This window comes from Ruegeria sp. AL7 (assembly GCF_056536105.1).
In genome coordinates, this window is sequence record NZ_JBQFJF010000001.1 from 978,242 (window position 1) to 991,903 (window position 13,662).

The window sequence follows — 13,662 nt, forward strand, 5'->3', positions numbered from 1 at the left end:
GGATAGCTGTTGACCCGTGTGCGCCCCTTCCGTAGGGTTTGCGCATAAATAAGTCGGCCAGTCCGACGGGGAGAAACTTATGGGGAAGGGAGCTGGTCGAACAGCTCCCTTTTTCTAATCTCCGAAGGTGCGGTTCCAGGCCTCAGGCAAGAATCCGTTCACGTTCGCAAAGGCTGTTCTGTTAGTGCCTGACACTGGTTCAGAAGAGTGTTAAACGAAGCAAAAAGATCAATCATCAACCCGAGGCATTCATGTTCAAGAAAATCCTCTCGTTCAACACGGTCGCCGCTGTTCTGCTATCCGGCGCAGCGTATGCACAAGACACAACCACAACCGCGCCAGACGCCGGTCTGGACCTTGGTCAGGAAGGCCCCCGGGTCGGAGAACAGTTCGTAAAGGAAGAATTCGGCGATTGGGACGTATCCTGTATCAAGGCACAGGAAGGCGAGGATCCTTGCGCCATCGTTCAGGTTCTGGAGGGTAAAAATGGTGATCCGATCGCAGAAGTATCCATCGGGAAACTGCCAGAAGGTGGTGCCGCCGTTGCTTGGGCAAATGTGATCGTACCCCTCGAAACTCTGCTGCAAGCGCAACTGGCCCTGTCAATCGATGGCGCGCCGCGTAAATTGTACAACTACCACCAATGCGTTCCCGTGGGCTGCATCGCGCAACTAGGTCTTAGCCAAGGGGATATCGACGCGATGAAAGCTGGTACCAAAGCGACGTTTTCACTGGTTCCCGCCCGTTTCCCGGATCAGGTTCTTGAAATGGACATGTCGCTCTCCGGCTTCACATCGGGCTTTGACGCTCTGAACGTCAACACAAACTAAGAAAAAACATCCGTGGAAGCCGCCGTTTTATTAACGGCGGCTTTTTCACTAAACCCGCTTCAGGGCCAGTACGGCATTCAACCCACCAAAGGCGAATGCGTTGCTAAGCGCGACGTCGACCTTTGCTTCGCGTGCTTCGTTCGGTACCACGTCCAACGCGCATTCCGGGTCCGGTTCCTCATATCCAATCGTCGGTGCAATGACACCGTCCCGCAGTGCCATGATGCAGGCCAGCAGCTCAACAGCTCCGGTCCCGCCTATCAGGTGGCCGTGCATGGACTTCGTGGACGATATCATCAGATCGTCTGCGTGCGGCCCAAACACGTCGGCCACGGCTGCGCATTCGGTCTTGTCATTTGCAGCTGTTCCGGTGCCATGCGCGTTGATATAACCCACATCTTTTGCGTTCAACTTCGCATCGGCCAAGGCACCGGCCATGGCACGCGCGGCCCCTTGTTTGCTGGGCATCACAATGTCCGAGGCATCCGATGACATGGCAAAGCCGACAACTTCGCACAGTATTTCGGCCCCTCGGGCGCGGGCGTGTTCGTATTCCTCAAAGACAAAGACGCCAGCCCCTTCGCCCTGCACCATTCCGTTGCGGTTGGCACTGAACGGGCGGCACGCGTCTTTCGACATCACGCGCAGCCCTTCCCAGGCTTTTACACCGCCGAAACACAACATCGATTCGGACCCGCCCGTAACCATGACCGGAGCCGCGCCGCTGCGCACCATCTGAAAAGCCTGAGCCATCGCATGGTTTGATGACGCACACGCCGTCGACACGGTGAAACTGGGGCCTTTTAGGTTATGTTCCATTGAAACATGACTGGCGGCGGCATTGTTCATGAGCTTTGGAACGACAAAGGGGTGTACCCTGTTCTTCCCGTCCTCATAAACGGAACGGTAATTGTCATCCCAGGTCGAAACACCACCGCCCGCGGTCCCCAGAACGACGCCTGATCTGGCCGCGAGTTCGCCGTGAAATTCGATGCCCGACTGTTCAATCGCCTCTTTGGCTGCTGTCAGGGTGAATTGCGTGAAGCGGTCGTACAGCGACATCTGCTGTCGGTTGAACCGCCCTTCCGCCTCGAAACCCCGGACCTGTCCGCCGATCTTGATGGCCAACCGATCAACATCCCGGAATTCAAGTTCCGAAATACCACAACGACCTTCGCGCATTGCTTCCAGCGTGTCAGGGACCGAATGGCCCAGCGAATTGATCGTACCTGCTCCGGTAATGACAACGCGTTTCATGAGCGTGTGTCAGACCTTTTCCGACACAAGCTTTTCGATCCCAGAGATGATCGCGGCCACATTGGAGATATCGAAGTCATTGGCCTCGGGCTCGTTGGCATTGAAAGGAATCGAAATGTCGAACTCTTCCTCGATGGCAAATATGCTTTCGACCAGCCCGAGGCTGTCGATACCCAGATCTTCCAGCGTGCTTTCGGGCGTTACATCCGATGGCTCCAGAACGGCCTGCTCTGCAATGATCGCGATGACGCGGTCGCTGATGCTCATGTCGATCCCCTGATTATCAGTTTGAGGTTGATTTAATCGCTCGGGTTCTGTTTGAAAACAGCCTTTTTCAATGCCTCGACGTCGCGGGCGATACGGGGCAAGCGCCGTTGCACCTTGTAAATATCTGTATGCGTTTCCATTTTGACGCCGGGATACCCCATGATCACGCGACCAGCGGGTACGTTGGAAAGTATCTTGGTGCCGCCTCCGGCAATAACCCCGTCCCCGATGAAAATGTTGTCGACAACGCCGGTCTGACCGCCCAGAACCACGTTGTTTCCGATCTCAACCGAACCCGACACACCAGTCTGACCGCACAACAGGCAGTCTTGACCGACTCGGGTGTTGTGCCCGACATGGACCAGATTATCCAATTTGGAACCGTGGCCAATATACGTATTTCGGATCGTGCCATTGTCGATTGTGCAATTCGCACCAATTTCGACGTCATCACCAATTTCCACCGCACCCAGCGAATGAATGCGCAGCCAGCTCTGAGCTTTGGCCTCACCCTGATCGCCCATTGTCTTGCGTACATTTTCGACGCCCGAGACTTCGGGTGTTACGAAGCTGAACCCGTCCCCTCCGATCCGGGCACCGGGTTGAGCGATAAAACGATCTCCGATCTGCGCCCGCGCGCCAATGCTGACCATTTCGCGCAACACTGCCTGGTCGCCCAATATGGCATCCATTCCCACCGCGCAATGTGCCCCTATGACAGAGCCTGCGCCGATCCGGGCGCGCGCGCCCACAACAACCAACGGTCCAATCGCGACGTCAGGACTGATTTCAGCTGTTGGATCGATCACGGCCGAAGGGTGTATCCCCGGCTCGACCCCCTGCCCCCGGTCCAGCATGGAAGTAATGCCAGCCATCGCCATACGTGGACGTTTGACAAAGATCGCAGCACGCAATCCCATCGCCTGCCAATCGGCCCCTTCCCAAAGGACGGCCGCACGAGCGGCTCCGTTGGTAAGTGCCTCGGCGTATTTCGGAGACATAGCCATCGCCAGATCTGTCGGGCCCGCGTCGCCTGGTTCGGCGGCGCGCACAATCGTCAGGCCGCCATCACCCTGACATTCGGCACCCAGAGACTCGGCGATCTGTTGTACGGTAAACTGCATGGCGGGCTTCCTTTTGGCAGGATTTGCCCTGTGCTTACCCCTGAACGTCCGGCAGGGCCACCCCTGCCTTTTGTAGGGCATCCCAAATCTTGCCGTCCCGCCCATAGACATCGCGACGATACTGCACTTCGCCTTTGGGCCCGATATAGGCCGTGCGGTAAATCAGATGCACCGGAACTTTCTGTTCCAAATTGACTTTGGTCTCTTTTCCGGTGTTCAGAACGCGATGGAAGAATGCCTTTGGATCTTCCTCTTGTTTGGCCAGCAAGGCGTAAGCAAATTCAAATGGCTGGGCCAAGCGGATACACCCATGTGAAAAGGCCCGAACTTCGCGCGAGAACAGGTTTTTCTGTGGAGTATCATGCAGATAGATGTTGTGCTTATTGGGGAACATGAACTTCACCAGACCCAGCGCATTGCTTTGGCTGGGCGGTTGGCGCATTGCGAAAGGAAAATTGCTGGTCGTAAACTGGGTAAAGTCCACCGCACCCCGATCGACCTGCCTGCCGCTTCTGTCAGTTATCAGAATATGTCCCACGGAATTCGGGTTTGATTGCAGTTTCGGAAGGTATTCCTTGGTCACGATCGAGCGGGGAACATGCCAGCTTGGGTTGATCACCATATGCTCCATCTCATCCGAAAATTCCGGACTTCTTCGATCATGCACATTTTTACCGATGACTGCGCGGGTTTCAAAAGTGACTTGCCCTTCGTCCACGATCTTGGCCGTGAAGTCGGCTTGGTTCACAAGGATATGACGCGTGCCGCGTTCCCGAGGCAGCCAGCGTTCGCGTTCCAACGCAACGTAAACGGCTTTCAACCGGTCTGTGGCTGGACGGTTAATTTCGGCAATCGTCCCCTTGCCCGCCACACCATCGGTTTCAAGCCCATGCGCGGATTGAAAGGCACGAACGCCTTCAAGCAACGCGCTGTCGAAAGACGGGCTGGCGGACGGTTTCATGTAACCCATCACCACCAGACGGTCGCGCAGCTTGACAACATTCGGTCCCGTGTCGCCGTATTCCAGTTTGCTTTCGGGAACTGTTGGCCCCCATCCCCCTTGAAATACCAGCTTTTCCAAGGACAGCTTCTGCTTCATCAATGCGCGGTATTGATGTGATTGCGGCGCCAAGACTGTAAAGTAGGCCGCGCCCAGAGTGCTTATTCCCAGCAAATGCTCAACAGTGCTGCGTCGTTCTACGGACCGAACCAGCCCATCATCCACACTGCCGGGCCGGATTGCGCCCGCATAAAGCGCGTCGGCATATTCGACAAAGATACGGCTAAGTTCTGCTTCAACCGCACCGAGATCGCGCACCGAACGGGCCTTTTCCATCTTCTCCATCACGGCGGCAACAGTCGGCTCGGCCTGTGGAAGGCCGTGCAGATGCGCATTCGTAAGCGCATTGATCAGCGCCGCCCGGCGTTGAGTGTGTTCAGGCGTATCGCCGACCCAAAGCGGCAAAAACCCGTTTGCCCGGTAGAACTCAACCAGTTGCGGCGCCTGCTGAGTATGTTCAGCCATCGCCATCTGAAACGCAGTTCCTGGCGTAGCTTCAGACGACACATTGGCGACGGATGCGGTAGCCACGAAACACGCGGCAAACAGGATGCTGGTACTGGTGCGGAGAACAGAAAACATAGGATGGCCTTGGAATTCAATAGTTTGAACTGGTGATTTATACGTCGATCAACTATGCAGTCGTGCCAGAACGCTTGTCCACTCACGATATCCTTACCAAATCGCTTCTTCGTGGGCCTGATGCGCGTTTGCATCGGCTGCGCGGCCCAAAGCCCACAACTGCGAAATATTTGTGATGCTCTGTGGCAAATGCGCAAAAAACTGCCGAAAATTCCCCCTTGAAAAGGTAAAAATGAAACACTTCTTGGCCGTCGATTCCGATTGTGCCATAAATCCCGCATCTGGGATGGGAATAATTAAGACAGTGCACGTAACATCGTGTGCAGGCAGGAACAGTACGGGACGAAACCAAAATGACAGAGAGCAGTTCCTCGGGCTTGACCCGGCGTGCCCTATTGGGAGCGTTTGCAGCAACGGCAGTCGTAGCAGCACCCACCTACTCCAACGCAGCAGGCTTTTTACGCGGTGGCGGCGATATTCGTCGCATTCGTATGTATTCCGGTCGCACTGGCGAACGGTTGGATATGATCTATTGGGTCGATGGTAAGTATATCAAGGACGCTGTCAAAGAAGTGAACAACTTCATGCGTGATTGGCGCACAGATCAGGTAAAATCCATCGATTTACGCACGATTGATATCATGGCGGCATCACACAGCTTGCTGGATGTCAACGAACCCTACATGCTGTTGTCCGGATATCGCTCACCTCAGACCAACGCAATGCTGCGTTCCCGATCCCGCCGTGTGGCGCGCAACTCGCTTCACATGGAAGGGCAAGCAGCTGATTTGCGCCTTGCCTCCCGCTCGGTATCGCAGATGGCCAAGGCGGCGATGTCGTGCCGCGCAGGCGGTGTTGGTCAGTATTATGGATCGAACTTCGTACACATGGATTGCGGCGTGGTTCGCACCTGGCGCGGGTAAAACCTGAACACATCGGTTCTGTTTGGAATTTTTGACTGACTGAGTTTCCCACTCGGTTTTCTAACATTTGTGGCGATTGGCGGCAGAGCCGCCAAATCAACTACTACAATAACTCCCGATACCCGACAGCGAATCCCTCCCTCAAATACTGCAACTCAGCAGTATTTTTGCACTCATGGGCCGTTGTGATGACTGCACGATCAACGCATTAAGCAATCCAATCGACAAGTCCGCTGCTCAGGGCTTCCGATTTCAATCCGACGTTGAATATTGGGTGGCGCACCTGAGAGGATTCGAACCTCTGGCCTCTGCCTTCGGAGGGCAGCGCTCTATCCAGCTGAGCTACAGGTGCCTTGGCCGTTAGCTAACCTTGTTCCAATCCGGGTGCAACTGCAAATCGCGATTGCCGCACCCTTATCAAGACCAAAATCAGGCAAACAGATCATGCGCCAATTCAAGCGCTTCGATCAGCGTATCTACTTCATCGGTAGTGTTATAGAGACCAAAACTGGCGCGGCATGTTGCCGTCACCCCCAGGTGGTCCATCAGCGGCCCTGCACAGTGGTGACCGGCACGAACCGCAACACCTTTCTTGTCGAGAATGGTAGAAACGTCGTGTGCATGGCCAGCACCGTCCAGCGTAAAGCTGAAAATCGCTGCCTTGTCCGGGCGAGTGCCCTGAACCTGCAACCAGTTCAGTCCGGTCAGACGTTGTATCGCGTAATCGCGCAAGCTGGATTCATGGGCAGCGATGTTTTCCATCCCCAGGTCCATCATATACTCCAGCGCCACGCCAAGACCGATGGTCTGTACGATCCCCGGCGTGCCGGCCTCGAACTTCATTGGCGGGTCATTATAGATGACCTGATCCTTGCTGACCTCTTTGATCATGTCGCCGCCACCGATGAAGGGGCGCATCTCGGCCATGCGTTCGGATTTGATGAAAATCGCACCCGACCCTGACGGACCATAAAGCTTGTGGCCTGTGATTGCGTAGAAATCGCACCCAATCTCTTCAACATTTACTGGCATGTGAACGGCACCCTGACTGCCATCAACCAGAACCGGAACGCCCTTGGCATGTGCGCCGTTAGTTATGGCTTTCACATCCACGACCGTACCCAGCACGTTCGAGCAGTGTGTCACAGCAACCAGCTTGGTTTTCGGCCCGATTGCATCGATTACCGCCTGAGGGTCAAGCCCGCCCTCTGCGTCGACATCGACCCATTTCAACACGACACCCTGTCGTTCGCGTAGGAAATGCCAGGGTACGATGTTTGCATGGTGCTCCATCACACTCAGAACGATCTCATCCCCCGCTTCTAGTCGCGGCATAGCCCAGCCATAGGCGATCAGGTTTATCCCTTCGGTGGTACCAGAGTTCAGGACGATCTCATTCTCGTTCGATGCCCCCAGAAACCGCGCGATCGTGCCACGAACGGCCTCGTATTTCTCTGTCGCAAGATTGGACAGAAAATGCAGGCCACGATGGACATTCGAATACTCCTCGGCATAGGCCCGCGTCACCGCGTCAATGACCACCTGAGGTTTCTGAGCCGAAGCACCATTGTCGAGATACGTCAAAGGCTTGCCATTCACCTGACGCGACAGGATCGGAAAGTCAGAGCGGATTTTCTGCACATCATACATAAGAGTGGTATTCCTAGACGGGCCCGGTTGGGCTTAGAAACAGAACAAAAGGGATGGCGACAAGGGCTGACAACACAATTACCGCAAAGGATTTCCAGAGCGACCCGAGCTGATGCGCTTCGTTCAGAAAATGAAGCGTGACGTAAAGGCTCAGGATTGCTGTCGCCAACAATGTCATCATCATCAGGAACGGTAGGGTCAGGCTCAAGATCAGCGTCACGACCAAGGCGGCTATTTGCAGGAATTGCAGCCAGATCGTCAGAACCATCAGATCATCGAACCTCGCCAGACCTCCAAGCATTCGCCCGACCAGCAGGAACGCGACAATGCTCAGCATCATGGCCCCGGCCGAGCGCACCAAAACCATGGGAATGCTTTCGAGCGCAGGAGAGGGTTGACCCGCCGCCATTGTTATCGACAGATCAATTCCCAATTGGACAACGCAGTTCAAAACGACCGCCAGCGCAAATGCCAACCAAAGCACTTCTCGCCCCAGCTTGAGCGCCATCAGCCGTCGCGCCGCTTCGGCCGGGTTCTTGATCGTCAAGACCGCCAGATTTCCCAGAAAACTCGAATTCATGCGACGGACCTTTGCACTTGTCTGAGACCGGATACCCAGAACCAGACAAAAACAGCAACCCAGGCGAGACCTACAAACGTCAAGGTAGGCCCTGGCCCGATGAATCCGGCGACAAGGCCGTTCAGCAGAACCAGCGGCGCAGAGGACAACAGCGCCCAAAACAGTGCCAGGCGCGCACCATAAGCGCTTCCCTGCCCGCCAAACAGGCGTGCCGCCCAATGAGATACCAGTGCCAGCGTGTAAAAAACCAAGGGCAGAATGAACACTGATCCAAGCAGAGCACCACCCAATAGCATATTCAGCTCAACGCCTTCCAGATGCGCTTTACGGGCAAGGCCAGGCATCTGGGCGATGAATGCCACCACACAAAACGCCATGACAAAGATCAGCGCCCGGTCTTCTCGTTGACCCATATCCAGAAGCCTGCGCACCACGCGCCCCGGCCCCCGGTACGTTGCCAGGATATCCGACGACAGGGCCATCAGCTTCGGCGCGCCAGCCACCCTTCCAGACGGCTTACGATTTCATCTGCCAAAGCACTGTCTTCGATTTCGTCCACCGCTTCGGCCAGGAATGCCAGCGTCAACATGTTGGTCGCGTCCTTGACCGGTACACCCCGAGACCGAAGATAGAACAGCGCTGTTTCGTCAATCGCCCCCGAGGTTGAGCCGTGGGAACACGCCACGTCATCGGCGTAGATCTCTAGCTCCGGCTTGGCGAGGAACTGGCTGTCATCATCCAAAAGCAGCGATTGGCTGATCTGGTACCCATCGGTTTTCTGGGCCCCTTCCTTTACAAGGATCTTGCCCTGAAACACTCCGGTCGCACCGTTGCGCAGCACTTTCTTAAAGACCTGACGGCTTTCGCAATTCACCGCGTCATGGGTGATGAACACCGTGTCATCATGGTGGAAATCACCATCCCCAACACAGGCCCCGGCCACATGCGCCACAGCATTGTCGCCGGTCAGTTCAACAACCTGTTCGTTACGGGTCAGCACCCCATTCGCTGTCAAGGTGAAGGACTTGTAGACCGACTCTGCCCCCAAACGCGTGAACATATGGGTCGCGGCGCGACGTTCATGGTCCCTGCCTTGTGCCCGCACATGATGCAGCGTCCCCTTGTCGGCGATTTCAATCTCCATGCATTTGTTGAAACGCGACGCCGCCGGACCGGATTCAAGAATTGTCACCTCGGCCCCGCTTTCCACACGAATAACGTGATGCAGGATCGCGTCGGATGTCGGTGAGGCATGACGATAGATCAGGTTGATCGGTTTAGAGGGTTTGCCCGTAACGTGAATGGCGACACCGTCCGACGCAAAGGCCGTGTTCAATGCAGCCAACGGACGTTGAACCGGGGACTGGCCACGCGCTTCCAGAACGCCATACAGGTCTTTTGCCCAATGAATGTCTTTGCAGCAGATGTCTTCAATCCGGTCGATCTTGACACCGTCCAGCGACAGCTCATCGGATTCCTCGGCGCTGAACACCCCGTCGACAAAGACTATTTTCAAACGGTCGAGGTCGTTGAAAAGTACCGGTTCATCATTGACAAACACCGCCGCAGGCAAAGCCTCGGCAGAAATCAGACTGTCGGGCTGGGTGTATTTCCAATACTCATCCCGGCGCCCCGGCAGCCCGGATTCCAGAACACGCGCCAGAGCGTCTTCGCGTGCACCGCGGGTGCAGCCCGCGTCAGGCATGGTCAGCGCAGCCAGACGCGCCTCGGTTGCGGTTTGTTTCGCTTGCGGCAAAGCCATCAGTTCACCTCGGCCAGAATGTCGGCATAACCGTTGTTTTCAACCTCAAGCGCCAGATCCGGGCCTCCGGTTTTGACAATGCGGCCATCGGCCATGATGTGCACGACGTCAGGTTTGATGTGATCCAGCAGGCGCTGGTAATGGGTGATGACCAGGAACCCACGGCCTTCGTCCCGCAGGGCATTCACACCTTCGGCGACCAGCTTCATCGCATCCACATCAAGGCCCGAGTCGGTTTCGTCCATGATGCACATCTTCGGTTCAAGCATAGCCATCTGCAGGATTTCGTTACGCTTTTTCTCACCGCCCGAAAAACCAACATTGACCGGGCGCTTAAGCATATCCGCGTCGATCTTTAGCGTCTTGGCCTTGGCACGCACTTCTTTCAGGAAGTCTGCGGCAGACAGTTCCTCTTCTCCACGGGCCTTGCGCTGCGCGTTTACTGCGGTGCGCAGGAAGATCATGTTGCCAACTCCGGGGATTTCAACCGGGTATTGGAAGGCAAGGAAAACACCTGCTGCTGCGCGTTCCTCCGGTTCCATCTCCAGCAGGTCCTGACCGTCCAGAGTGGCCGAACCTTCGGTTACTTCGTACCCGTCGCGGCCCGACAGCACGTAGCTGAGTGTTGACTTGCCTGACCCGTTCGGCCCCATGATCGCGTGTACCTTGCCGGCTTCAACCGTCAGGTCCACACCCTTTAGGATCTGCTTGTCTTCTTCTTCAAGTTTCACGTGCAGATTCTTGATTTCCAGCATTTTTTGTCCTTTTGCGTATCGCAAGGGGCACTGTGACCCCGCATTGTTCTAGCCCAGCAATCTGCGGATCAGTCTGGCGAGAATCCAACCCAGGATTGCCCCGCCACCTACCGCCCAAACCGGGTTGATGAATTCCATGTAATGGGTGTTGACGTAGGCCACGCCAAGCAGACCGCCCAGAACCGGCAATGCGTACCCAAGCCAGGTCAGCACATTATCCTTACGGATGCGGGTTCCGGGTGACCGCGTCATCACCCAACCGAACCTTCAAGTGAGATGGCCACCAACTGCTGTGCTTCCATCGCAAACTCCATCGGAAGCGCCTGAAGCACGTCTTTGCAGAACCCGTTGACCACCAGAGCCACGGCTTCTTCCTCGTCCATGCCGCGCTGACGGCAGTAGAACAGCTGATCGTCATCCACTTTTGACGTCGTCGCCTCGTGCTCAACGCGGCTCGAGTTGTTCTTGACCTCGATATAGGGAACCGTATGTGCGCCGCATTTGTCGCCGATCAGCAGACTGTCACACTGCGTGTAGTTCCGGCTGTCCCTGGCTTTCGGGTGCATCGACACTAGCCCACGATAGGTGTTCTGGGCCTTGCCCGCGCTGATGCCCTTGGACACGATGCGCGACTTGGTGTTCCTGCCCAGATGAATCATCTTGGTGCCGGTGTCGGCCTGCTGATAATTGTTGGCTATCGCGATCGAATAGAACTCACCCTGGCTTTCATTGCCGCGCAGGATGCAGGACGGGTATTTCCATGTCACGGCCGATCCGGTTTCCACCTGTGTCCACATCACCTTGGACCGGTCACCCCGGCAGTCGGCGCGTTTGGTCACGAAGTTATAGATACCACCCTTGCCGTTTTCATCCCCCGGAAACCAGTTCTGAACGGTCGAGTATTTCACCTCGGCATCTTCTTCGACGATGATCTCGACCACAGCGGCATGCAGTTGCGCCGTGTCGCGCTGGGGTGCGGTACAGCCTTCCAGATATGAGACGTACGAGCCCTTATCAGCAATGATCAAAGTGCGTTCGAACTGACCGGTATTTTCGGCGTTGATCCGGAAGTAGGTGCTTAGTTCCATCGGGCAGCGAACCCCCGGCGGGATGTAGACGAACGAACCATCCGAGAACACAGCCGAGTTCAGTGTCGCATAGAAGTTGTCTGAAACCGGAACCACGGTTCCCAGGTACTTCTTGACCAATTCGGGATGCTCTTTGATCGCCTCAGAGATCGAGCAGAAGATCACGCCTGCCTTTTTCAGTTCGGCCTGAAAGGTCGTGCCCACGGAAACCGAGTCAAACACTGCATCGACCGCTACCTTGCGGCCTTCGGCAGGTGCATCCTCAGCCCCTTCAACACCAGCCAGAATCATCTGTTCTTTCAGAGGGATACCAAGCTTCTCGTAAGTGGCGAGCAGCTTTGGATCAACCTCATCCAAAGATTTGGGTTTCTCTTCCATCGATTTGGGGCGGGCATAGTAATACTGGTTTTGAAAATCGATTGGCGGATAGTGAACCATCGCCCATTTGGGTTCTTCCATTTTGGTCCAACGCTCGAACGCGGCCAGACGCCATTCGGTCATCCACTCGGGCTCATCGTTTTTCCCCGAGATCAGACGGACGATATCCGGGTTCACGCCTTTGGGCGCGTATTCCATCTCGATATCGGTATCCCAGCCATATTTGTATGTGCCGACCTCGCGAACCGCGTCCACGGTTTCCTGATCGACACCTTCTTTTACCTGGGTCTGGTCCAAAGCGGCCATGACTTACCCTCCGTCAGATCACGCAGCCCGCGCGCGATGCTTTTTCTCTTTTTCAAGCCACGTTTCGGCGAAACGCAGCACATCTTCTTCAGTCGTCTCTGGCCCCAGCGATACGCGGATTGCGCATGACGCCACCGTCTCATCAAATCCCATTGCCGTCAGAACCCGACTGGTTTTGACCTTGCCGCTGGAACAGGCGGATCCCGCACTGATGGCAAAGCCAGACAAATCCATCTGCATCACCTGCGTTTCGCCTTTCCAGCCGGGCGTCGCGAAACAGAGGGTATTCGGGAGTCGCTCCTGATCTTTCCCGACAAAAATAGTAGATATTGCACCAGCCTCAAGGGCGTTTTCTAGAATATTTCTAAGTTCTCTGACTTTTTCCCATACTCCATCCGCCAGATCGCGCTGAGCAGCCTCGGCAGCCGCGCCAAATCCGGCAATGCCCACCACATTTTCAGTACCAGATCTTCGGCCCATTTCCTGTCCGCCACCGCTGGCCAAAGGTTCGATATCGATACCTTGCCGCAGGATCAAAGCGCCAACACCTTTTGGCCCGCCAATCTTATGCGCCGACAGGATCGCCATATCAGCGCCGCTCCAGGCGAAGGAAAATGGAATACGTCCGACAACCTGCGTAATATCCAGCAACAGCCAGTCCGCGCGCCGCGCGCCATAGGGCCACTGGTTCTCAACTTTCTGTGGCGGCTGCGTGATGACTCCGGTTTCGGAGTTCGCAAGCCCCATCGCCAATATGTGCCCAGGGCCAAAGGGATGCTCGCTACAATGGGTCAGATCGAAATGCGACCACAGCGCATCGTGGGCAGTGCTGTCGACAAAGACGTCGCAGCCTTCGGGGCGATTTTGCAGAACCCGCGCCGCTTCAGTCGCGCCAGAGGTAAATATGACCTCTTGCGGACGGCAACCGACGGCCTCGGCGACCTGCGCCCGCGCGCGTTCGACCAGCGCTTTTGCGGCACGTCCTTCCGCATGAACAGATGACGGGTTCCCGACCACATCCATCGCCGCGATCATTGCCTCGCGCGCTTCGCGTCGCAGCGGCGTAGTCGCGTTATGATCCAGATAAACACGTTTCATGG

At 55.9% G+C, this 13,662-nt stretch carries 14 protein-coding genes and 1 tRNA gene; 2 read left to right on the forward strand and 13 right to left on the reverse strand.

What is annotated here, in order from left to right; translation table 11 throughout:
* Nucleotides 1-251 precede the first annotated feature (251 nt).
* Nucleotides 252-830 (forward strand): invasion associated locus B family protein, encoded by a 579-nt coding sequence (locus ACR3E2_RS04915; protein ID WP_480480900.1) that lies wholly within the window; start codon nucleotides 252-254, stop codon nucleotides 828-830.
* Between the two features lie 48 nt (nucleotides 831-878).
* On the opposite strand, the gene ACR3E2_RS04920 is transcribed toward ACR3E2_RS04915, so the two are convergent.
* From ACR3E2_RS04920 to ACR3E2_RS04935, 4 genes are read right to left on the reverse strand one after another with little or no spacing between them, the layout of a single operon-like run.
* Nucleotides 879-2,087: a beta-ketoacyl-[acyl-carrier-protein] synthase family protein gene (locus ACR3E2_RS04920; protein WP_267366704.1), complete on the reverse strand. Its 1,209-nt coding sequence runs from the start codon at nucleotides 2,085-2,087 to the stop codon at nucleotides 879-881.
* Nucleotides 2,088-2,096: 9 nt separating this feature from the next.
* A complete protein-coding gene (locus tag ACR3E2_RS04925) occupies nucleotides 2,097-2,354 on the reverse strand; it encodes an acyl carrier protein (protein WP_171723262.1) in 258 nt (85 codons plus the stop codon).
* Between the two features lie 32 nt (nucleotides 2,355-2,386).
* A complete protein-coding gene (gene lpxD / locus ACR3E2_RS04930) occupies nucleotides 2,387-3,478 on the reverse strand; it encodes a UDP-3-O-(3-hydroxymyristoyl)glucosamine N-acyltransferase (RefSeq protein WP_480480897.1) in 1,092 nt (363 codons plus the stop codon).
* A 34-nt stretch (nucleotides 3,479-3,512) separates the two neighbouring features.
* Nucleotides 3,513-5,120 (reverse strand): L,D-transpeptidase family protein, encoded by a 1,608-nt coding sequence (locus ACR3E2_RS04935; RefSeq protein ID WP_480480895.1) that lies wholly within the window; start codon nucleotides 5,118-5,120, stop codon nucleotides 3,513-3,515.
* 353 nt (nucleotides 5,121-5,473) lie between these two features.
* Here ACR3E2_RS04935 and mepK point away from each other — a divergent pair, with 353 nt between their 5' ends.
* On the forward strand, nucleotides 5,474-6,043 hold the full coding sequence (gene mepK, locus ACR3E2_RS04940) for a peptidoglycan L,D-endopeptidase MepK (RefSeq protein WP_480480893.1): 570 nt from the start codon (nucleotides 5,474-5,476) through the stop codon (nucleotides 6,041-6,043).
* Nucleotides 6,044-6,318: 275 nt separating this feature from the next.
* Here mepK and ACR3E2_RS04945 read toward each other — a convergent pair.
* From ACR3E2_RS04945 to ACR3E2_RS04985, 9 genes are all read right to left on the reverse strand, one after another.
* Nucleotides 6,319-6,395, reverse strand: a tRNA-Arg gene (locus ACR3E2_RS04945).
* Between the two features lie 77 nt (nucleotides 6,396-6,472).
* Nucleotides 6,473-7,693, reverse strand: a complete 1,221-nt coding sequence (locus ACR3E2_RS04950; RefSeq protein WP_480480891.1) for a cysteine desulfurase — start codon at nucleotides 7,691-7,693, stop codon at nucleotides 6,473-6,475.
* A gap of 13 nt (nucleotides 7,694-7,706) precedes the next feature.
* Nucleotides 7,707-8,273: a YIP1 family protein gene (locus ACR3E2_RS04955; protein WP_480480889.1), complete on the reverse strand. Its 567-nt coding sequence runs from the start codon at nucleotides 8,271-8,273 to the stop codon at nucleotides 7,707-7,709.
* Nucleotides 8,270-8,755 (reverse strand): YIP1 family protein, encoded by a 486-nt coding sequence (locus ACR3E2_RS04960; RefSeq protein ID WP_267365776.1) that lies wholly within the window; start codon nucleotides 8,753-8,755, stop codon nucleotides 8,270-8,272. The genes ACR3E2_RS04955 and ACR3E2_RS04960 overlap by 4 nt, the downstream gene beginning before the upstream one ends.
* Nucleotides 8,755-10,035, reverse strand: a complete 1,281-nt coding sequence (gene sufD / locus ACR3E2_RS04965) for a Fe-S cluster assembly protein SufD (protein WP_209596296.1) — start codon at nucleotides 10,033-10,035, stop codon at nucleotides 8,755-8,757. The genes ACR3E2_RS04960 and sufD overlap by 1 nt, the downstream gene beginning before the upstream one ends.
* Nucleotides 10,035-10,790, reverse strand: coding sequence for a Fe-S cluster assembly ATPase SufC (sufC, locus tag ACR3E2_RS04970; RefSeq protein WP_480480887.1), 756 nt, complete (start codon nucleotides 10,788-10,790; stop codon nucleotides 10,035-10,037). The genes sufD and sufC overlap by 1 nt, the downstream gene beginning before the upstream one ends.
* A 48-nt stretch (nucleotides 10,791-10,838) precedes the next feature.
* The gene (locus ACR3E2_RS04975; protein WP_480480885.1) at nucleotides 10,839-11,042 is read right to left on the reverse strand and encodes a hypothetical protein; all 204 of its coding nucleotides are present in this window, start codon (nucleotides 11,040-11,042) and stop codon (nucleotides 10,839-10,841) included.
* Nucleotides 11,042-12,562, reverse strand: coding sequence for a Fe-S cluster assembly protein SufB (gene sufB / locus ACR3E2_RS04980; RefSeq protein WP_480480883.1), 1,521 nt, complete (start codon nucleotides 12,560-12,562; stop codon nucleotides 11,042-11,044). The genes ACR3E2_RS04975 and sufB overlap by 1 nt, the downstream gene beginning before the upstream one ends.
* 18 nt (nucleotides 12,563-12,580) lie before the next feature.
* Nucleotides 12,581-13,660: a cysteine desulfurase family protein gene (locus ACR3E2_RS04985; RefSeq protein ID WP_480480881.1), complete on the reverse strand. Its 1,080-nt coding sequence runs from the start codon at nucleotides 13,658-13,660 to the stop codon at nucleotides 12,581-12,583.
* Nucleotides 13,661-13,662 lie beyond the last annotated feature (2 nt).